Source organism: Shewanella sp. M-Br, assembly GCF_036245925.1.
Classification (GTDB): Bacteria; Pseudomonadota; Gammaproteobacteria; order Enterobacterales; family Shewanellaceae; genus Shewanella; species Shewanella oncorhynchi.
Window position 1 is genome coordinate 98365 of record NZ_BJBV01000014.1, and the last position, 21155, is coordinate 119519.

Sequence of the window (21155 nt, forward strand, 5' to 3'; positions counted from 1 at the left end):
CATGCATAAACCTGCTCAAATATTAGATAGCGCCGGCGTGAAGCAAGCTGCCTTCGGTGCTGTAAAGAAAATGTCCTTAGTGAGTATGGCTGGCAACCCTGTGATGTTCGTGGTGATGGTGGGCGCTTTACTCGCCGCTTTGATCACTGGACAAAAGTTCTTCAATGGCGAGACTGTTGGTTTTGAGTTAGCCACGACCCTTATTCTTTTGCTTACTGTGTGGTTTTCTAACTTTGCGGAATCCGTGGCAGAGGCAAGGGGTCGTGGACAAGCGGCCAGCTTAAAGTCGGCGAAAGAGGCCTTGCAGGCGAGGCGCATACGCCACGGTGAGTTGGAATCAGTATCCGCAACTTTGCTTGTCAAAGGCGATAAGGTGAAGGTTTTACAGGGTGATTATATTCCTGCCGATGGTGAAATCATCGAAGGGATAGCCACTATCAACGAATCGGCGATTACCGGTGAATCTGCGGCTGTGCTGCGTGAAGCGGGTACAGATCATTCCGGTGTGATTGGCGGCACTAAGGTACTTACGGGTGAAATTACCGTGCTGGTTGCTAACGATCCTGGGAATAGCTTCTTAGATCGCATGATTGGGCTGGTCGAAGGGGCGAAGCGTCAGAAAACACCGAACGAAACGGCGTTGACTGTGCTACTTGCATCATTGACTGCGGTTTTCCTCATCGTGGTGGTGACTTTGCCACCCATGGCGGGTTTCGTCGGTGCAAGCCTTGATTACACTATGTTAATTGCGCTGTTAGTGTGTTTGATCCCAACGACGATTGGTGGCTTGTTACCTGCCATTGGTATTGCAGGCATGAACCGCGCCTTAGCCGCCAATGTGGTCGCTAAATCGGGTAAAGCCGTGGAAGTTGCGGGGGATATCGATACGTTACTGCTAGATAAAACTGGCACTATCACTTTCGGTGATCGTCAAGCGACCGCATTTTTACCCGTGAAAGGCATTGCTGCTGAGATGTTGCGTGATGCGGCGGTACTGTCTTCCCTCGATGACCCCACCCCTGAAGGGAAATCTGTACTCAAATTGGCCATAGATTTGGGCGCGGTATTGCCCGTCAAACCTACGGATGCGACTTTTATCCCTTTTACGCCGGAGACTCGGGTTTCTGGGGTGATTTTAACCGATGGTATTCAAGGTATTAAAGGCGCGGGCGATGCGATGCAGTTTTGGGCGCAGCAGCATCAAATTCACTGGCCTGAATCTGTTAACGCGCTTATCCGCAAAGTGGCTTTGCAGGGGGGCACTCCCTTAGTCGTCGCCAGTGGCACGCACATTTTAGGGGTTATAGCCTTAAGTGACGTGATTAAGCCAGGCGTTGCGGAGCGGTTTGCCCGTTTAAGAGCGCTCGGTGTGCGGACCATCATGGTGACAGGGGATAATCCGCTAACGGCTGGCGTGATTGCCGCCGAAGCTGGGGTTGATGATTTTGTCGCTGAAGCTAAACCTGAGGATAAACTTGCCCTTATTCGCGCAGAGCAGGCCAAAGGTCGATTAGTGGCTATGGTGGGGGATGGCACTAACGATGCGCCGGCATTAGCGCAGGCCGATGTAGGTCTTGCGATGAACTCAGGTACTCAAGCCGCTAAAGAAGCTGGCAATATGGTGGACTTGGATTCAGATCCCACTAAATTACTGGCTATCGTTGAAGTCGGAAAACAATTGCTGATCACCCGCGGCGCCTTGACTACATTTTCTCTCTCTAATGATGTGGCTAAGTATTTTGCCATTATTCCAGCGGTATTTGCGGGGGCTTTGCCTGCGATTGGTGCACTGGATCTGATGCAGCTTCACAGCCCAACCTCAGCCGTACTCGCAGCGCTCGTATTTAACGCTCTTATCATTCCCGCCTTAATTCCATTGGCATTAAAAGGCATCAAACTCAGACCCATAAGTGCCGAAAAATTACTGCGAAATAACATGCTGATTTATGGCTTAGGTGGGGTGATTTTACCCTTTGTCGGCATTAAAGCGCTCGACTCAATCATTGCCCTTATGCTCTAGGAGACAGTAATGAATTCAATCGTATATACCACTAAAACTCAGCATGCCGTTATGGGATTGAGAGCCAGTCTCGCCCTGTTATTTGTGTGTGGTGTTGTCTATACCGGCACTGTGACTCAGCTCGGTGGCGCTTTATTTCCCGTACAAGCTAAGGGCAGTGTGATCCACAGGGATAATGTTGCTATGGGTTCTGAGTTCATCGCTCAGCCCTTTGTTAATCCGGCCTATTTTTTTAGTCGGCCGAGCGCTGTCGGTTACGATCCTATGGCGACAGGTGGTAGTAACCTTGCGCCGAGTAACCCGGCGTTACGTGAACGTGTGATGGCAACAAGCCAAGAAATCCAAGCCAGAGAATCCGTTCAGGCCGCTGATATCCCTGTGGATTTACTCGCCACATCGGGCGCGGGACTGGATCCCCATATTTCACCCGCAGCGGCCAAACTGCAAGTTGCGCGCGTGGCTCAGGCTCGACAGTTAGCCGAACCACAAGTGTTGACCTTAGTGGCGCAATTTATCGAACCACCGCAGTGGGGCATTTTTGGGCAAGCGCGCGTCAATGTGCTCAAGCTCAACCTCGCTCTCGACCAGATTGCTAAACACGCTCAATAAAACAATATTCTACTGAATTTAAGGATAAATTTTTATGTTACATATTAATTGTTCACGCCTCTGTGCGGGTGTGATGATGGCGTTATCTTCACTCTCTATGGGCGCGCTTGCCAGCACTGAGACTCATGGGGGCAATGCCTCTTGGCAGAGTCAAGGGAGTGTGATGCTCATCAGTGATTATGCGTTTCGCGGTATTTCTCAAACTGATGAAGGACCTGCAGTTCAAGCAGGGTATAGCTTAAGCCATGATTCTGGCTGGTATGGCTCGCTTTGGGGCAGTAACATCGAATTTGGGGATGGAAGTTTAGAACTCGACTTGTCCGCTGGCTGGGCCAAGGATTGGGGTAATGGCTTAACAACGGACCTAGGCGTGATACGTTACCAATACTCTCAGGACGATACCGACCTGAGTTATAACGAAATTTATGCTGTGGTAAGCTACGCCGATGCTAAGTTAGGGCTGGTTTATTCTCCTGATTATTTTGGCGAGAATGTGGACGATTTTCAGTATGTTTATGCCAGTTATGAACCGCAACTGTTCTCTAATGTAAGTCTAGTACTGCATCTTGGGAGCAATTTTTTTGCTTCTCAGCAAGATATGGCACTGTTTTTAGGTTCTATGGCCGCAAGCAATAGCCACTATTTAGATTGGCGAGTTGGGCTGAACCTCAATATGACTGAGCTGGATGTGTTGAGTGTCGGTTATGTCGATACGGATTTATCGCAGAGTCAGTGCCAGTCCCTGTGTGATGCGCGCTGGATAGTGAGTCTTTCAAGGAGTTTCTAATCGTGGTACCAATCAGTCAAACACAGCAAGCCAATGCGCTCTTAAGTCAGATACAGCAAAATGATAAAGGTAAACTGACGGTTTTTCTTGGGGCGGCACCTGGCGTGGGCAAGACCTATGCAATGCTCAGTGCGGCAAGGGAAATGGCCCAGCAAGGTGTCGATTTGCTGGTTGGACTGGTGGAAACCCATGGGCGTGCCGATACCGAGGCCATGGTAGCGGGTTTTGAGGTATTGGCACGTAAACCCATTGATTATCATCATAATCGTTTAACGGAATTCGATCTGGATGCGGCGCTGCTTCGTCGGCCTAAGCTTATCTTAGTCGATGAGTTGGCCCACACGAATGTCCCCGGTAGTCGTCATAAACGGCGCTATCAAGACGTCGCAGAATTATTGGCTGCGGGCATTGATGTCTATACCACAGTCAATATCCAACATTTGGTCAGTTTGAATGATCTGGTTTTGCAAATTACTCAAGTGCGGGTACGGGAAACCGTCCCCGATCGCTTCCTTGATGAAGCCCATGAAATTATATTTGTCGATTTACCGCCATCAACACTCATCGAACGCTTACAGCAAGGCAAAGTTTATCTGCCAGAGTATGCTCGCTCGGCTTTAGATGCTTTTTTTTCGGTCTCGAATTTGACTGCACTGCGCGAATTAGCAATGAAAAAAGTCATAGAGCGAGTCGATGCAAAACTGATTTGTGAACTCGATGCCAAAGCACAGGGAACGGATTTTGTTCTCAAAGACAGATTGTTGGTTTTAGTGAGTAACAGCAGTGATCATCAGTATTTGATCCGCATAGGTCGGCAGATTGCCGAGCGGCGGCAAATTCCTTGGTTAGTGCTTTGGGTCGATACCGGCAAAGCGCTGGGCCTTTATCAGCGGAAAAGGCTAAATGAGGCCTTTGCCTTAGCGAAGGAACTTGGCGCGCAGACCGAAGTATTACGCGATACGAGCAGTTATCAGGCCATTTTACCTTACATAGCCCTGCATCGAATTAACACAGTATTAGTCGGCGCGGGTGTGAAACGCACCTATCCTTGGTGGCGTAAAAGGCTGTATCAACGCTTGATTGAGTCCGGTTTACCTGTTGAGGTGAGTGTCTATCACGCACCCGAAAACCAAATGCAAGTACGAGATCCTATTACGCCTAAAGCCAGTTTTGGTGATCTTCGAGGCCATATTCTTGGGCTGATTGGCGTGGTGGTTATTTTTCCGCTGGTGGTATTTTTAGATACTTGGCTCAGTAATGGCAATCTGGTGTTGTTATATGTTTTCTTGATTGTCAGCATTGGCTTAACCTATGGCGCTAGGCCTGCCATGGCAACCGCGGTGTGGTCTTTTTTCAGCTTTAATTTCTTTCTTACTGATCCCAAATTTACTATGAATGTAAATAGTCAGGATGATATTGCCACTTTAATCTTTTTGATGTGTATAGGGCTTATCAGTGGCCCTGCGGCATCTCGGATCAGAAATCAGTTTATTTTACTGCGTGAGTCAAATCGTTATGCTGAAACCTTAAAAGATGTTGCCCAAGAATTATCGGTCGCCGATGATGAAAAAGCCCTTTGGCAAACGATAGGGCGCAAGATTGCTGGTTCAGTGAATGCTGATTGTTATATTGTTTTGCAGCGTAAAGACGGTCAGCGATCCTATTTACCGCAGCTGAATACGCCATTTAACGACCTTGATTTAGCCGCAATCGATTGGACCTTGCGCCATGGGCAAGCGGCGGGGCGTTTGAGCGATACCTTGAGCGCATCGGGTGTGAGTGTGTTCCCCATTGAACTAGAAGGTACGACGATTGGCGCGGCGATTTTAGATTGGCAACCTACGGTCAACGAACTCAGTCCGTTTGATAGAGAGCTTATTCTGGCCATGTTACAGCAAGGCGCTAATACATGGCGGCGTATTCAGTTAGTGTCAGATCTTGAATCAGCACGGGTGAAAACAGAAATTGAGCAGTTACGTTCCGCATTATTATCGTCAGTGTCTCACGATCTAAAATCACCACTCTCAGCCATGATGGGGGCGGCGGAGAGCTTAAAACTATTGAATAAACAATTGCTAGAGGCCGACCGTAACGAGCTACTTGATACTATTTTGCAAGAAAGCCGTCGTTTGGACAGCTATATCCAAAATCTACTCGATATGACACGCCTGGGTCATGGCACTTTGAGCATAGAGCGTGATTGGGTTTCGGCAGATGACATTATTGGCAGCGTACTTGGCAGGCTTAAACGCTATTTCCCTAATGCAATCGTTGAATATCACAGAGAAAAAGAACCCCCACTCCTCTTTGTGCATGCGGCGCTGATCGAACAAGGACTATTTAACATTCTTGAAAATGCTGTTCGATTTTCACCACCAGAAGAGCCTATTAGTATTGAATTATCCATCTCAAATCATCGCTGTTGTATTGCAATAGAAGACAGAGGGCCGGGGATCCCTGCAAGTCATAGGGATCAAATTTTCGATATGTTTTATGTGGTTGCCGATGGCGATCAGAAAAAACAGAATACAGGTATGGGGCTGGCTATTTGTAAAGGCATGATAGCTGCACACGGCGGTAGTGTTCGCGTTACCGATTGCCTACAGGGGCAAGGCACTCGTTTTGAAGTTGAATTGCCGTTAGACTATCCCGTTCCTGGCTAATCATTTTCAGCCAAAATATCCTTAATAAACCACAGAATGGACTAGAGACGTGGCAATAAAAATCGTGGTTATCGATGATGAGACCCAAATACGCCGCATGCTGCGGATTGCACTCACCAGTGAGGGCTATGACGTTACCGAAGCTGAAAATGGTCAGCAAGGGCTCGCAGCTGTCGCTCGACAGCAACCTGAATTAGTTATTTTGGATTTAGGCTTGCCGGATATGGAAGGCCATCAAGTGCTACAGGAGTTACGGGGATGGTCCGATGTTGCTGTGATTGTATTGTCGGTTCGCAATCAAGATAAAGAAAAAGTCGCAGCATTAGATGCAGGCGCGCAGGATTATGTGACCAAACCCTTTAGTGTGGAAGAGTTACTGGCAAGGGTGCGAGCGATTTTAAGGGACCATATCAAACCTGAAAAATTACCCATATTAGATGATGGCAAGTTGCAGATTGATTTAAGTCGCAGGCTGGTTAAAGTTGATCATCAAATTGTCGAACTCACACCCAAGGAATACGCGGTATTGTCTAAATTGGCGTCGTCACCTAACTGCGTTGTCACTCAGACTCAGTTGCTCAAAGAAATTTGGGGGCCCGCTCATACAGAAGACACACATTATCTACGAATTGTGGTCAGTCACTTAAGGCAAAAATTAGGCGACTCCCCGAGTGAACCTCAGTATGTGCGGACTGAGCCCGGTGTGGGTTATCGCTTTTATATCGACTTATAGCTTGTATCAATAGCGAATTAAAACGCGTTGGAATGACAAGTAAAATGATCACCGAAGACTGATGGTATTACCTGCCATCATTCATTGAAGCTCAATCAGATACTTGCCTGATTTCAGTTTCTAGTGTTCGCTTCAGTTAACTCTAAGTCGCTATTTCTGGCTGCCTTTGTTGACGCTATTTTTGTCCTGTTAGCTCTTGTTGACATTGGATTATACCAATCGTATTAAATATCTGTTCATTCAGCGGGAGTTCAACGCGCTTTAGACAAGGCGAAGGCTTGAAGGCATAGTGGTGCTCTGTCGAAAGCCTTAAACGTAGTGTAAAGCGCTTTGCCATGTAGTGAACATCAGCCGCCCTTCGGGAGCCACACAGGCATCCCACTCCCGTGTTGCATAGACTTAAAAGGGAATAACCATTTCTGCGTCAATGCGCCTTGGATTGAGATGCCTGTGAGGCTCTGAACTGATTAGATATTTAATGTGATTGGTATTATGCACTAGATAAGCCCAATCGATATAAATCGCACATTCTTGCCGATATTTTGACTAGACTACAAACGTAGGGTTAATTCGAGGGAAAGACTATGGACTTAATTAAAATCCGCGACCATATGGATCGTCAGCCCGTGTTGCTGCGCGCTAATATGTCGCTCGCAACTGCGGTCGAAAAGTTGTTAGATAATAATAAAATGGGCGCAGCAGTGGTTGATGATACGGGCGATTTGGTGGGCTTTTTATCCCAGCAGGATTGTTTGGCTGTGATGATTAAAAGTAGCTATCACTGTGATATGACCTCAGTGGTGAAGGATTGCATGCGCACTGAAGTGCTGTTCGTTGGGCCAGATGACAGTATTTTGCAGCTCGCCGAACAAATGCTAGGGCCTAAACCTAAAGTGTATCCAGTGGTTGAACATGGCAAAGTAATTGGCACGATTAATCGCACCAATGTGCTCAAAGCCATGAATATCTATATGCAACAATGTTATCTGTCACCGGTTTAATCTAAGTCGAGCCAGTGCGAAACTGACACGCCATATACTGAGTGCAGAGTAAATTAGCAATACCATTACGCCACTTTCCTTGCTAGGATCGCCGTTTTTGATGCTAGCAATGGAATTTGGATTTGAACTCAGACAAACATCCGCTATCGAACGCCTTTCTTAATCTTTGTTATCAGAGCGACGCGTCGCGGATCCGTCGTCGTTTATTTAAGCTCAATAAAGAAGCCGACTCAGATAAAAAGACCCAAGTCTTAGCTCAGCTGAGCGAGCAAGCGCAGGCGGCGTTTGAGAAGGTTGAGCAGCGTCGTAACGCTCGGCCTAAAATCCACTATCCTGAAAACCTGCCCGTTTCCTTGATGCGCGATGATATTGCACGCGCGATTGCGGGCAATCAAGTGGTGATCATCGCCGGTGAAACGGGTTCGGGTAAAACGACCCAGTTACCTAAAATCTGTTTGGAATTAGGCCTAGGTTGCCGTGGCATGATAGGCCACACCCAGCCACGACGTTTAGCAGCCCGCAGTGTGGCGAGCCGAGTCGCCGAAGAATTACAAAGTCCGCTCGGTGAAGTGGTTGGCTTTAAAGTGCGTTTTGCCGATGCGCTTAAGAGTGACTCTTATATCAAGTTGATGACCGACGGTATTTTACTGGCGGAATTAACCTCCGATCGTAATCTTGATCAATACGATACCATCATCATAGATGAGGCCCACGAGCGCAGCCTCAACATCGATTTTATTCTGGGCTACCTCAAACAAATTCTCAAAAGACGCCCCGATCTCAAAGTTATTATCACGTCGGCGACCATAGACGTTGAGCGTTTTTCTAAGCATTTCAACAATGCACCTATTATCGAAGTGTCGGGCCGTACCTTTCCGGTCGAAACCCGTTACCGACCTTTAGTGCAAGATAGCGATGCCGATTTAGATCAAATCGAAGGCATTTTTGCCGCCGTCGATGAACTGGTGGCCGAAGGGCTGGGGGACATTCTGATCTTTATGAACGGCGAGCGGGAAATTCGCGATACGGCCGAGCAATTGAGTCGGCGTAATTACCGCGATACCGAAATTTTGCCGCTGTACGCGCGTTTATCCTATGGCGAGCAGTCTAAAGTCTTCAGTAGTCACAGAGGTCGGCGGATTGTACTCGCGACGAACGTGGCGGAAACCTCGCTGACTGTGCCGGGCATTCGTTACGTTATTGACCCAGGTACGGCGCGTATCAGCCGCTATAGCTATCGCACTAAGGTGCAACGCTTACCGATTGAACCTATCTCGCAGGCGAGCGCCAATCAGCGCCAAGGCCGTTGTGGCCGTGTAGGGCCGGGTATTTGTATCCGTTTGTACGATGAGGCAGATTTTAATAATCGTCCGGCGTTTACCGATCCCGAAATTTTGCGCACTAACTTGGCTTCGGTCATTTTGCAGATGCTGGCCATCGGCCTAGGTGATATCGCCGGTTTCCCCTTTATCGAGCCACCCGATCCACGCCATATCCGCGATGGTTTCTTGCTGCTCGAAGAATTACAAGCGGTTGAGAGCAAACACGGCAAGCTAGTGCTGACACCACTTGGGCGCAACTTGGCGCAAATTCCTGTGGATCCGCGTTTGGCGCGTATGGTGGTCGAGAGTCAGCAGTTAGGTTGTTTGAACGAAGTGTTAGTGATTGCCGCGGGCTTATCGATTCAAGATCCCCGCGAACGTCCGATGGAGAAGAAGCAAGCCAGTGATGAAGCCCATCGCCGTTTTGCCGATCCCAGTTCCGATTTCGTCAGTTGGATAAACCTGTGGCAGCACTTAAAAGATCAACAAAAAGAGTTATCTGCTAGTCAGTTCCGTAAAAAGTGCCGCGATGAATATTTGGCCTATTTGCGCGTTCGCGAGTGGCAGGATTTATACGCCCAGCTTAAACAAGCCGTGCACGATTTAAAGTGGCGCTTAAACGATACGCCAGCTAATTATGACAGCTTGCACCGCGCGCTCTTATCGGGCTTATTGAGCCATGTTGGTTTTAAAGATAACAATAACGAGTACTTAGGTGCCCGTAATCGTAAATTCTTTGTGTTTCCCGGTTCGCCGTTGGCCAAAAAAGGCCCTAAGTGGATCATGGCCGCTGAGCTTACCGAAACCTCACGCTTATTTGCTCGCTGCTGCGCCAAAATCGAACCCGAATGGCTAGAGCCCTTAGCGGCGCATTTGATCAAGAAAAGCTATGTTGAGCCCCATTTTGAGGCAAAACCTGGCAGCGTTATCGCCCTTGAGAATCAAGTGCTCTATGGTTTGACGGTTGTGCACCGCCGCAAAGTGCAATACGGCCCCATCGATCCCGTTGAAGCGCGCGAGATTTTTATCCGCAGCGCCTTGGCAGAAGGGCAGTTACAGACCCAAGAAGCGTTTTTTGTCGCTAACCAAAAGCTGCTCGAAGACATTGAATCCCTCGAGCATAAATCCCGTCGCCGCGATATTTTGGTGGACGAGCAAGTGTTGGTGGACTTTTACGAGCCGCGGATCCCGGAAGGGATTTACAACGCCCAGCTGTTTTTTGGCTGGTGGAAGAAGGCCAAGCGCGAGCAACCGGATTTACTCGATTTCAGCAAAGCGCTGTTAATGCAGCGCAATGCCGACCATATTTCGACCTTGGATTTTCCCGATACGTGGCACAAGGGCAATTTGCGCCTGCAGCTAAGTTATCACTTTGAACCCGCGGCGGCGGATGATGGTGTGTCGGTGCACATTCCGGTGGCGCTACTTAATCAAATCGACGATAGCGATTTTGATTGGCTAGTGGCTGGGCTGAGGGAAGAAAAGTGCATCGCGCTGATCAAATCTTTGCCTAAGAGTTTACGGCGTAACTTTGTGCCCGCGCCTGACTATGCCCGCGCTTGTGTGCAGGCCATGGTGCCTTTTAGTGCCAGTTTGCTTGAGGCCATGTGCAAGCAATTGCTGCGCATGAGTGGCACGCGTATATCGCCGGAGGATTTTGATTTAACGCAACTGCCCGCGCATTTGCAGATGAACTTTAAAATCGAAGACGATAAAAACAACTTAGTGGCCGAAGGTCGTGTGCTCGATACCTTAAAAGCCGAGTTGCAGGGCGTGGTGGCGAAGGCCATTCGTCAGGTCGCGGATAAAGGTATAGAGCAAGAAGCGTTAACTGAGTGGTCCTTTGGCGATTTGCCGCAGCAATATCAGCAGCAAAAAGGCAATTACCAAGTGCGGGCGTTTCCGGCGCTGATCGATAAAAAAGACAGTGTTGCGATCAAATTATTTGATGATGAATTTGAGGCCTTAGATGCCCATCGCCAAGGTCTGCGACGGTTATTGCTGCTAAACATTCCATCACCGGTGAAACACTTACAGCAAGCTTTGCCGAATAAGGCGAAATTGGCGATGTATTTCAATCCCTTCGGTCAAGTGCAAATCTTGATTGATGACATTATTGCCGCCGCTGTGCAGCAATTGTTGGATGAAAAAGCCCTCGATGTGCGTAATCAAGCCCAATTTGAGCAGGCAAAGGATTGGGTTCGCCAAGAACTCAACCCGACCGCCGAGCAAATCGCCTTGAAGGTCGAGCAGATTTTGACCTTATACCAGAGCATTAAAAAGCGTCTCAAGGGCAAAATTAGCTTAGATATTGCCTTTGCTATGAGTGATATTCAAAGCCAATTGGACAAATTAGTGTTTAAAGGGTTTGTCGAATCCTGTGGTTGGAATCGTTTAGCTGATGTGGCGCGTTACTTAAAAGCGATTGAAATCCGTGTCGAGAAGTTGCCCGTTGATCCGACCCGTGACCGTTTGCATATGCAGAGCATCAACAAGGTACTGGAAGCATTGAACGCACAACTGGCGAAAGTGCCACGTTCTATGCCGACACCGCCCGCGTTAATCGAGGCACGCTGGATGATTGAAGAGTACCGTGTCTCTTGTTTTGCACAGGTATTAGGCACGGCTTATCCGATATCTGAAAAGCGGATCTTGAATCATATTCAACAGGTTTAATAGACTGATTTAAAGGTCGAGCTGAGCGTCTTTGTCCGATTGATGTAACAATAACGCGATCAAAAAATGACTAAATAAACCGAGAAAACTAACTATTTTCTCGGTTTTTTTTTCCCTATGCTTACGCTTCTCACGCGATATACCTCCAGTGGTGCGCCATGAAATGAGCGCTTTTTCTGGGTGGCAGCGATGCTTTTATGCCGAATATCTTTCTTTTGGGATCAAGTCGTTATCTCACATGTTTTAACACCTTTCTACTGCCTACTCCTTTATGAATACTCAGGTTTTTTTTGCGGGTTTTCTTTTGTTTTCTCGTAGTGATTTATCCATTTCAGTCGCTTATTAATCATAAAATAAATTCAATAATCTAATTTGTAATAGCAAAAAACGTTTAAAAACTGAGATCTGACGAATACTCACATCAAATTGATGATCTGGATCAAGCATCATCCGCTTTACCAATTTGGAGGTATACATTTTGTTAACAACTAAAAGGTATGATCGCTTCGTGATCCAAAGATGCAATAGATATACATAAAACCTGCCGCTGGCGATTTTTTTGCAGCGCATTCAAAGTGGCAGGAACACACCTCTTGGAGGATGCATGAGTGCTAGCACCGCAGAAGAAAAATCCTTAGAACTGAAAATCTTTATCTTTTTAACCGTGTTTCTCGCACCGTTATTGTCCGTACTACTGGTCAGTGGTCTGGGCTTTGCTATTTGGTTCAGCCAAATTTTGACGGGTCCACCGGGCGCTGGTTAAACGTAACATCATAAAATAGTTAAAAATAAGAGTGGAATGTCGGATGAGCAAAGAACTCCATATCACCAGTTTAGTGGTGCAGGTCTTACCGCAGAAAATGGCAGATGTTAGACAACAAATAATGACCATTGAAAATGCCGAACTTTCCGTCAACAACGAAGTGAAATTGGTCGTCGTGATCGAAGGCGAAACGCAACGCGCCTTGATGGACAGTATCGAAGCGATCAATGCCATTCCGGGCGTGTTATCAGCCACGATGGTTTACCACCAGAGTGAAGTGCTCGAAGAGGGTGAAGAATGAATATGAACAGACGTGACTTTATCAAGGCCAATGCGGTGATTGCCGCTGCAGGCGCCGCGGGTTTAGCCTTGCCCGCTGGCGCAAGCAACTTAATTACCAGCTCAGAACAAACCAAATTAGAGTGGAATAAGGCCCCTTGCCGTTTTTGCGGCACGGGCTGCTCCGTGATTGTCGCAACTCGCGACGGCAAAGTGGTTGCCACCCATGGCGATGCCAACAGTGAAGTGAACCGTGGGCTCAACTGTATCAAGGGTTATTTCCTGTCGAAAATCATGTATGGCAGCGATCGCTTAACCACGCCTATGCTGCGGATGACAGGTGGCAAATACGACAAGCACGGTGAGTTTTCGCCCATCAGTTGGGACAGTGCCTTTGACATCATGGCGCAAAAATGGAAAGAAACCATTAAAGCCAAAGGGCCAACTGCTGTGGGCATGTTTGGCTCGGGCCAATGGACTGTGTGGGAAGGTTATGCTGCCGTTAAGTTGATGAAGGCTGGTTTTGGATCGAATAATATCGATCCGAATGCGCGTCACTGCATGGCGTCAGCCGTGGTCGGGTTTATGCGCACCTTCGGTATCGACGAACCTATGGGTTGCTATGACGATATGGAAGCCGCCGATGCCTTCGTCCTTTGGGGCTCGAATATGGCGGAGATGCACCCGATCCTCTGGAGTCGAGTGACAGACCGACGTCTCAGTGCCAGCCATGTAAAAGTGGCCGTGTTGTCGACGTTTGAACACAGATCCTTCGATTTGGCTGACTTGCCGATCGTGTTCACCCCGCAAACTGATTTAGCCATTTTGAACTACATAGCTAACTACATCATTCAGAATGATAAAGTGAACTGGGACTTCGTGAAAAAACACGTTAACTTCCGTCAGGGCACAACAGATATTGGCTATGGTTTACGTCCGACACATCCCCTTGAGAAAAAAGCGAAAAATGTTAAAACGGCGGGGGATTCAACCCCAATTGATTTTGAGACCTTTAAAGCCTTCGTGGCGGATTATAGCGTCGAAAAAGTCAGTAAGTTGTCGGGTGTACCTGAGGATAAACTGATTGCACTGGCCAAGCTGTATGCCGATCCCGACATCAAAGTGACCTCATTTTGGACCATGGGTTTTAACCAACATACCCGAGGTGTGTGGTGTAACAACCTGATTTATAACATTCATCTCTTGATGGGTAAAATTTCAACCCCAGGTAACAGTCCATTCTCTTTGACGGGTCAACCATCAGCCTGTGGCACGGCCCGTGAAGTAGGGACGTTTTCCCACCGTTTACCCGCCGATATGGTCGTGACCAATCCTGAACACAGAAAGCATGCCGAAGACATTTGGAAGATCCCAAGCGGCATTATTCCACCTAAACCCGGTTATCACGCTGTCGAGCAAAACCGTCGTCTAAAAGATGGCGACTTAAATTGTTACTGGGTGCAAGTGAACAACAATATGCAGGCGGGCCCAAACATCAATGAAGAAGGTTTACCGGGTTACCGTAACCCTGCCAACTTTATCGTGGTGTCCGATGCCTATCCGACGGTGACGACTCAAGCTGCCGATTTGATTTTGCCCACCGCTATGTGGGTGGAAAAAGAGGGCGCCTACGGTAACGCCGAGCGCCGTACTCAGTTTTGGCATCAAATGGTGCAGGCACCGGGTGAGTCCCATTCGGATCTGTGGCAATTGATGGAGTTTGCGAAGCGTTTCACCACAGACGAAGTCTGGCCTAAGGATGTATTAGCGGCGAACCCTGAGTTTAAAGGCAAAACCCTATTCGAAGTCCTGTATCAGAACGGTAATGTTGATAAGTTCCCGCTGGCGGATGCCGATCCTAAATATTTGAACGATGAGGCTAAACACTTTGGCTTCTATGTCCAAAAAGGCTTATTCGAGGAATATGCGACCTTTGGCCGCGGCCATGGCCACGATCTCGCCCCATTTGATGTTTACCATGAGGCTCATGGCCTACGTTGGCCTGTGGTCGATGGTAAAGAAACTAAGTGGCGCTTCCGTGAAGGCACAGATCCTTATGTTAAAGCGGGTAAGGGCTTTGAGTTCTACGGTCATCCCGATGGTCGTGCGGTGATTTTCGCGCTGCCCTATGAACCTGCCGCAGAAGCGCCCGATGAAGAATATGATATCTGGTTGTCGACGGGTCGAGTATTGGAACACTGGCATTCGGGTTCTATGACCCAACGTGTGCCTGAGCTATATCGTGCCTTCCCCGATGCCGTATGTTTTATGCACCCTGAAGATGCGAAAAAACGCGGTTTGCGCCGTGGCGATGAAATTCGCGTTGTGTCCCGTCGCGGTGAAATTAAGACCCGAGTTGAAACCCGTGGCCGCAATAAACCGCCCGTGGGTTTAGTGTTCGTGCCTTGGTTTGATGCTAGCCAGCTCATTAATAAAGTCACTTTAGATGCGACAGATCCCTTGTCAAAACAAACTGACTTTAAAAAGTGTGCGGTGAAGATCGTCAAGGTTTAAGGAGAACACGATGAAAACCCTAAAATTAGTCTCAGCGATCGGTTTATTGGTATTTGGCTCATTCATCATGACAAGTGTGTCTGCCGCCAGTATTCCCGAAGATAAAATTGATACCCTGCGCCAAGCGCCTATCAATGTCGAGCCTACGCCACCTGCGATGCAAAGTGTGCGTAATACCGATGTGAAGGAAGTGCGCAGCTATCCTATGCAACCACCGGTGATCCCACACAAGATCGACGGCTATCAGCTTGATCTTAAAGTGAACAAGTGTATGGCTTGCCATGCTCGTAACCGCATTGGTGATTCGCAAGCGCCTATGGTCAGCGTCACGCATTTTATGGACAGGGACAATAACTTCTTAGCCGAGTTATCGCCGCGCCGCTATTTCTGCACTCAGTGTCATGTGCCGCAGTTAGATGCCAAGTTACTGGTCGAAAACGACTTTGTGGATATGGAACATCTGATCAAAGCCAACACTGAGCAGAAAAAACACTAGGAGTTAGCATGTTAGATAAACTGAAAAAAATCTGGCAGGTACTCAATCGTCCGAGTGTGCATTACAGTTTAGGTTTTTTGACCTTAGGTGGTTTTGTGGCTGGGGTGATTTTCTGGGGCGGATTTAACACTGCCTTAGAAGTGACCAACCAAGAAGCTTTCTGTATTGGTTGCCATGAGATGGAAAATAACGTCTATCAAGAGCTACAGACGACGATTCATTTCACTAACCGCAGTGGCGTGCGGGCGACGTGTCCTGATTGCCACGTACCGCATAACTGGACCGATAAAATTGCCCGTAAGATGCAGGCATCTAAGGAAGTGTGGGGTAAGGTTTTTGGGACGATTAATACCCGTGAGAAGTTTGAAGATAAGCGCCGTGAACTGGCAGAACATGAGTGGGCAAGGTTAAAGGCCAATGATTCGCTTGAGTGTCGTAACTGCCATAACTTCACTTACATGGACTTTACTCGCCAATCACCCAGAGCGGCGCAGATGCACTCAACATCACTGGCAAGCGGCGAAAAGACCTGTATCGACTGCCACAAGGGGATTGCTCATCATCTCCCTGACATGGCCGGTGTGAAGGGGTTTTAATCTAGGGCGCAGTTTTTATCCGTGTGACTTAGCCTTGCTAAGTTGGACAACTCCAGCAAAAGGCCAAGCGTACTCCACGCTTGGCCTTTTTATTGGCACGTCACTATTCAATTTTTTGGGGATGCTTCAATAGGGTATTATTCAGTCCGATTAGCGCGCTACAATCTGGCTGAGATAGTCTTGCTTGTATGAGAGGTAAAGAGATCATGATGGAAGATCAACCGCAACTTGAAAAACTGTTAGAAGATATTTTATGTACCAGCCCGAGTCTGTTTGAAATAGTGCAGGGGGTGCGACAGGAGGTCAAAACCGCCGCTACCACATCGTCGCGGGCCATTACTGAAGCCGTTAAGTACGGCGGTATACTCTTTAGCACTAAAGCCAGTTTTTGTGGTGTGTTTGCCTATAAACAGCATGTTTCATTGGAGTTTAGCTCAGGCGCGAATCTTAGCGATCCACACAAGGTTCTCGAAGGCAGTGGCAAATTTCGTCGCCATATTAAGTTGGTGTCAATCGATGATATTGCTGCCAAGCGAGTCGCGGAATATATTGCGCAGGTGTTGAGTCTGGCGGATTAATGGTTGTTTAGCCGCATGATGTGACTAAAACGGACGAACAAAAAAGGAGCTGAATATTCAGCTCCTTTCGTTTTGCTAAGGTTTAATAGAGATGTCTTAGCTATGCAGTCCCAAGTTAAGGGAGATTAGAAGTTCGCAGTGCGCGGTGCACGTGGGAAAGGGATAACATCACGAATGTTGTTCACGCCCGTCACGTAAGACACTAAACGCTCAAACCCTAGACCAAAACCTGCATGTGGCACTGTGCCATAACGGCGCATATCACGGTACCACCAGTAATCTTCTTGGTTCAGATCCATTTCGGCTAGACGCATATCTAGCACGTCTAAACGCTCTTCACGTTGAGAGCCACCGATGATTTCACCGATACCTGGGGCTAACACGTCCATCGCGGCAACGGTTTTGCCATCGTCGTTTAAGCGCATGTAGAAGGCTTTGATATCTTTTGGATAGTTCTTCACTACCACAGGGGCTTTGAAGTGTTCTTCGGCTAAGTAACGCTCATGCTCAGAAGATAAATCGATGCCCCAAGACACTGGGAACTCGAAGGTTCTGCCACAGTTTTGCAGAATTTCAACCGCATCCGTGTAATCCACTTGAGCAAAATCGCTTGAAACGAAAGATTGCAGACGGTCGATCACAGTCTTATCAACGTGTTGGGCGAAGAAGGTTAAATCGTCCATACGCTCAGTCAATACGGCATTGAACGCGTATTTCAACATAGCTTCGGCAAGGCCTGCGATGTCGTTTAAGTTAGCGAAGGCGACTTCAGGCTCAACCATCCAGAATTCCGCTAAGTGGCGGCTAGTGTTTGAGTTTTCAGCACGGAAAGTCGGGCCAAAGGTATACACCTTTGACAGTGCACAGGCGTAGGTTTCAGCATTCAACTGGCCTGATACGGTCAGGAAAGCTTCTTTACCGAAGAAATCTTTATCGTAATCGACTTTACCTGCTTCAGTACGCGGCAGGTTTTCCATATCTAAGGTCGATACGCGGAACATCTCACCGGCGCCTTCGCAATCAGATGCTGTGATAAGTGGGGTCGATACCCAAATAAAGCCTTCTTCGTGGTAGAAGCGGTGAATCGCTTGGGATAGACAGTTACGTACGCGAGCAACGGCACCAATAATGTTAGTACGTGGGCGTAAGTGGGCTAATTCGCGTAAATGTTCAATTGAGTGACGCTTAGCGGCCATTGGGTAAGTGTCTGGATCATCAACCCAGCCAGCGACTTCAAGTTCAGTCACTTGCAGCTCAAATGCTTGGCCTGCACCAGGAGATTCCACCACGTCGCCTGTCATCACAACAGAACAACCCGCAGTCAGCTTTAACACTTCGTTGTCGTAATTATCTAAGCTATTGGGCACGACACCTTGGATAGGATTAAAGCAAGAGCCGTCGTAAACAGCTAAAAAAGAGATGCCGGCTTTAGAGTCACGACGGGTTCTGACCCAGCCACGCACTGTGACTTTAGAACCGACGGCGTGCTCACCTTTAAATACAGATGCGACAGATGCAATGCTCATTGTTGCTTAATTCTCCAACGAAACGTTTTATATGAAAATTTTGGAGGTTTATATTACCTTGCTGGTGGCTTTTCTCAAGCTGAAAAAGGTATCCTGAGGTTAATAATATCGATATTGGGCGATATAGTGAGTTAAACGGCGGGAGGCGGTATGAGCAAGACTAGAATATTTCAAATTATCCTTGCGACCTTATCCATATTAGGCTGGGCAATAGCCGTCTATGCGCTATTAGTGTTTAGTGATGCAAGGCCAGACCGTGAAGTTGGGGCCTATTTGACCCGTGGCGCGACATTTAGAGTCCATTGGGATCCACATGAAACCCAATTATTGCAGTATTTGATTTGGGTTTGTGGTGGTATTAGTTTGGTCAGTTTAGCGTTTAACTATTATGTCGCCCATCACAGTCGTATGGGTTATTGGTTTAATATTCCCATGTTGCTGCTAACGTCGATTGTCGCCGGTTTGTATATTCATTTGGTGGTTTAAGCTATCCATTCTTTGGCTAATTCAACTGTTTGGCTTTTTAACGGTTTAGCAATGGCAAATGAAGTCAGAGAATATCGGCAGGAATGCTTAACTGGCGGCATAAATGGTCGATAATCGCGGCAGTCGCACCCCAGATAAACCGTTGTTGATAGGGAATAAAATGCACGCTGTAATAGCGCCCTTGGCGTAAAAAGCGTTTTTGGTGGCGATTATTCGGTTCAATAAAAAAGCTTAATGGCACGGTAAAGCAATCGGCTACCTCACCGGGATCGAGTTTTAAATCAAATGCCTGCTTGATAATGCCTATCACAGGAGTGATTTCAAACCCTGTGAAGGTATTATGGGCTGGAAACGTGCCCACCACGTCGACGTTATGCCTTGAGAGTCCAATTTCCTCTTCTGCTTCCCTTAACGCGGCCGCAATCGCATCAATATCATAGGGCTCAATTTTACCGCCTGGGAAACTGATCTGCCCCGGATGGGCGCGCAGATGCATAGGTCTTTGGGTCAAAATTAGATTCAGCTCACCGTTAATCTCCAGCAGTGGGATCAACACCGCGGCTTTGCGTAATCCAAGGTGAGGGAAGGCCGCCGGATCTTGCCGCGCTAACGGGTGCAGATTAAATCTGAGTCTAAATTCCGCTTGATCCATCGACGTTCTCGTGACTGTTTAGTATTAAAGCTTACGGCTTTTGTGACGCAGCGCCAAGCAAAGGTAAAATACGGCTGATCTTATCAAAGGTTTCTTGGTACTCGGCATCCACTTCAGAATCCGCCACTATACCGCCGCCAGCCCAGCAATAGAGTTTGCCCTGTTCGGCCACAATAGTGCGAATGGTGATACTGGTATCCATTTGACCGTCTTGGCTGATATAACCCATAGAACCACAATAAAGGCTGCGCCGTGAAGGTTCGAGCTCTTCGATAATTTCCATGGCACGAATTTTCGGTGCGCCGGTAATTGAGCCGCCGGGAAACGCCGCGCGCAGTAAATCACTCGCCGTGAATCGGCTATCAAGCTTGGCCGTTACTGTACTGACTAAGTGATGCACGGCAGGAAAGCTTTCAATCTCAAACAGATGCGGTACACGTACTGAGCCTGCCGCCGCCACTTTGCCGATATCATTACGCAGTAAATCGACAATCATGACATTTTCGGCGCGATCCTTTGGTGAGTTTGCCAGTGTATTGGCGGCTTTCACATCCAATGCGGGATCGGTATGACGCGGCAGTGTGCCTTTGATAGGTTTGGTTTGAATATCGTCACCGCGAAGCTGAATAAAGCGCTCGGGTGAAATCGATAAAACCGTGTTTTGCGGCAGACGCATAAAGGCCGAGAAGGGCGCTTTATTGGCATTGCGCAGTTGGCTATAGGCCGACCACTCATCGCCTTGATAATGGGCTTCAAATCTTTGGGTTAAATTTATTTGATAGCAATCGCCGCTGTGCAAATAGGCTTGAACTGTTGCAAACTTGGCCGTGTATTGGGCCTTATCGATTTGTGCTGTCCATGGGCCAGTGAGCATGAATTCGGCGGTATTTGGCTTTTTGGTGATTTTATCTTGAATTTTATTCAACTCAATGTCGAGTGCCGCTTCACCTAAATAATGCAGCAAATGCCAACACTGGTCTTGGTAATCAAAAACTAACGCCCAGTCGTAAAAGCCGATGTTCATCTCTGGCAGTTGAATATCTTGCTTGGCCGTTATCGGCAGGGATTCAATTCTGCGGCCTAAATCGTAGCTAAAACTGCCCATTGCGCCACCACTAAAGGGCAGAACGCAATCAAAAGATTTTGAATACCAATGGGTTAATAAAGTGTTGAGTAACTCGAAGGGATCACGGTTTGGGTCTATTGCCTCGGGTAAGCTCAAGCTCGTATCGATGAGCTTTATATCGCTACGCTCGCCCTGAGTCACTAACGTTGCGATAGGATTGGCGCAAATGATGTCGAATCTGGCGTCTTGATGCGGCGCGTTCGCCGAATCTAACAGAATTGCCCAAGTGTCATTTGCAAAGTGTTCGAACAGTGCTGCGGTACTTAATGTCCAGTCAAGTTGGCGTGATGCAAGCTGTTTTGACGCCCTAATTGCCATCGATTAACCC

17 protein-coding genes are annotated in these 21155 nt (G+C 47.8%); 14 read left to right on the forward strand and 3 right to left on the reverse strand.

Features of this window, described 5'->3' with window-relative positions; genetic code table 11:
- The first annotated feature begins 1 nt into the window (after position 1).
- The 13 genes from kdpB to AAA952_RS13345 all read left to right on the forward strand — a co-directional run bounded on the left by kdpB (position 2) and on the right by AAA952_RS13345 (position 17037).
- Positions 2 to 2020 carry a potassium-transporting ATPase subunit KdpB gene (gene kdpB, locus AAA952_RS13285; RefSeq protein WP_131525163.1) on the forward strand — a complete coding sequence of 673 codons (2019 nt, stop codon included), beginning with the start codon at positions 2 to 4 and terminating at the stop codon, positions 2018 to 2020.
- A 9-nt stretch (positions 2021 to 2029) separates the two neighbouring features.
- Entirely contained in the window at positions 2030 to 2629 is a 600-nt protein-coding gene (gene kdpC / locus AAA952_RS13290; protein ID WP_168824074.1) for a potassium-transporting ATPase subunit KdpC, read from the forward strand.
- Between the two features lie 34 nt (positions 2630 to 2663).
- The gene (locus AAA952_RS13295; RefSeq protein ID WP_338257661.1) at positions 2664 to 3416 is read left to right on the forward strand and encodes a TorF family putative porin; all 753 of its coding nucleotides are present in this window, start codon (positions 2664 to 2666) and stop codon (positions 3414 to 3416) included.
- Between the two features lie 2 nt (positions 3417 to 3418).
- A complete protein-coding gene (locus AAA952_RS13300) occupies positions 3419 to 6079 on the forward strand; it encodes a sensor histidine kinase KdpD (protein WP_338257663.1) in 2661 nt (886 codons plus the stop codon).
- Between the two features lie 49 nt (positions 6080 to 6128).
- Positions 6129 to 6812: a response regulator gene (locus tag AAA952_RS13305; RefSeq protein ID WP_028760150.1), complete on the forward strand. Its 684-nt coding sequence runs from the start codon at positions 6129 to 6131 to the stop codon at positions 6810 to 6812.
- Between the two features lie 584 nt (positions 6813 to 7396).
- On the forward strand, positions 7397 to 7813 hold the full coding sequence (locus AAA952_RS13310) for a CBS domain-containing protein (protein ID WP_028760149.1): 417 nt from the start codon (positions 7397 to 7399) through the stop codon (positions 7811 to 7813).
- A 122-nt stretch (positions 7814 to 7935) separates the two neighbouring features.
- Positions 7936 to 11811: an ATP-dependent RNA helicase HrpA gene (hrpA, locus tag AAA952_RS13315; RefSeq protein WP_445190381.1), complete on the forward strand. Its 3876-nt coding sequence runs from the start codon at positions 7936 to 7938 to the stop codon at positions 11809 to 11811.
- A 604-nt stretch (positions 11812 to 12415) separates the two neighbouring features.
- Positions 12416 to 12574 (forward strand): nitrate reductase, encoded by a 159-nt coding sequence (locus AAA952_RS13320; RefSeq protein WP_028760147.1) that lies wholly within the window; start codon positions 12416 to 12418, stop codon positions 12572 to 12574.
- Between the two features lie 43 nt (positions 12575 to 12617).
- Complete coding sequence (locus AAA952_RS13325; RefSeq protein WP_028760146.1) at positions 12618 to 12875, forward strand: chaperone NapD; 258 nt, start codon at positions 12618 to 12620, stop codon at positions 12873 to 12875.
- Positions 12876 to 12877: 2 nt separating this feature from the next.
- Positions 12878 to 15367, forward strand: coding sequence for a nitrate reductase catalytic subunit NapA (gene napA, locus AAA952_RS13330; RefSeq protein ID WP_219252909.1), 2490 nt, complete (start codon positions 12878 to 12880; stop codon positions 15365 to 15367).
- 10 nt (positions 15368 to 15377) lie between these two features.
- Positions 15378 to 15863: a nitrate reductase cytochrome c-type subunit gene (locus AAA952_RS13335; protein ID WP_105252303.1), complete on the forward strand. Its 486-nt coding sequence runs from the start codon at positions 15378 to 15380 to the stop codon at positions 15861 to 15863.
- A gap of 8 nt (positions 15864 to 15871) precedes the next feature.
- Positions 15872 to 16459, forward strand: coding sequence for a cytochrome c3 family protein (locus tag AAA952_RS13340; RefSeq protein ID WP_028760143.1), 588 nt, complete (start codon positions 15872 to 15874; stop codon positions 16457 to 16459).
- A gap of 206 nt (positions 16460 to 16665) precedes the next feature.
- The gene (locus AAA952_RS13345) at positions 16666 to 17037 is read left to right on the forward strand and encodes a DUF1801 domain-containing protein (RefSeq protein ID WP_338257673.1); all 372 of its coding nucleotides are present in this window, start codon (positions 16666 to 16668) and stop codon (positions 17035 to 17037) included.
- A 125-nt stretch (positions 17038 to 17162) separates the two neighbouring features.
- On the opposite strand, the gene asnS is transcribed toward AAA952_RS13345, so the two are convergent.
- Entirely contained in the window at positions 17163 to 18563 is a 1401-nt protein-coding gene (gene asnS, locus AAA952_RS13350) for an asparagine--tRNA ligase (protein ID WP_105252305.1), read from the reverse strand.
- Positions 18564 to 18713: 150 nt separating this feature from the next.
- Here asnS and AAA952_RS13355 point away from each other — a divergent pair, with 150 nt between their 5' ends.
- Complete coding sequence (locus AAA952_RS13355; protein WP_113939548.1) at positions 18714 to 19049, forward strand: hypothetical protein; 336 nt, start codon at positions 18714 to 18716, stop codon at positions 19047 to 19049.
- 64 nt (positions 19050 to 19113) lie between these two features.
- Here AAA952_RS13355 and AAA952_RS13360 read toward each other — a convergent pair whose 3' ends face one another.
- Both AAA952_RS13360 and pabB read right to left on the reverse strand, forming a co-directional pair.
- A complete protein-coding gene (locus tag AAA952_RS13360; RefSeq protein ID WP_219233693.1) occupies positions 19114 to 19701 on the reverse strand; it encodes a CoA pyrophosphatase in 588 nt (195 codons plus the stop codon).
- A 31-nt stretch (positions 19702 to 19732) separates the two neighbouring features.
- Positions 19733 to 21145 (reverse strand): aminodeoxychorismate synthase component I, encoded by a 1413-nt coding sequence (gene pabB, locus AAA952_RS13365; protein ID WP_338257677.1) that lies wholly within the window; start codon positions 21143 to 21145, stop codon positions 19733 to 19735.
- Between the last annotated feature and the right edge of the window lie 10 nt (positions 21146 to 21155).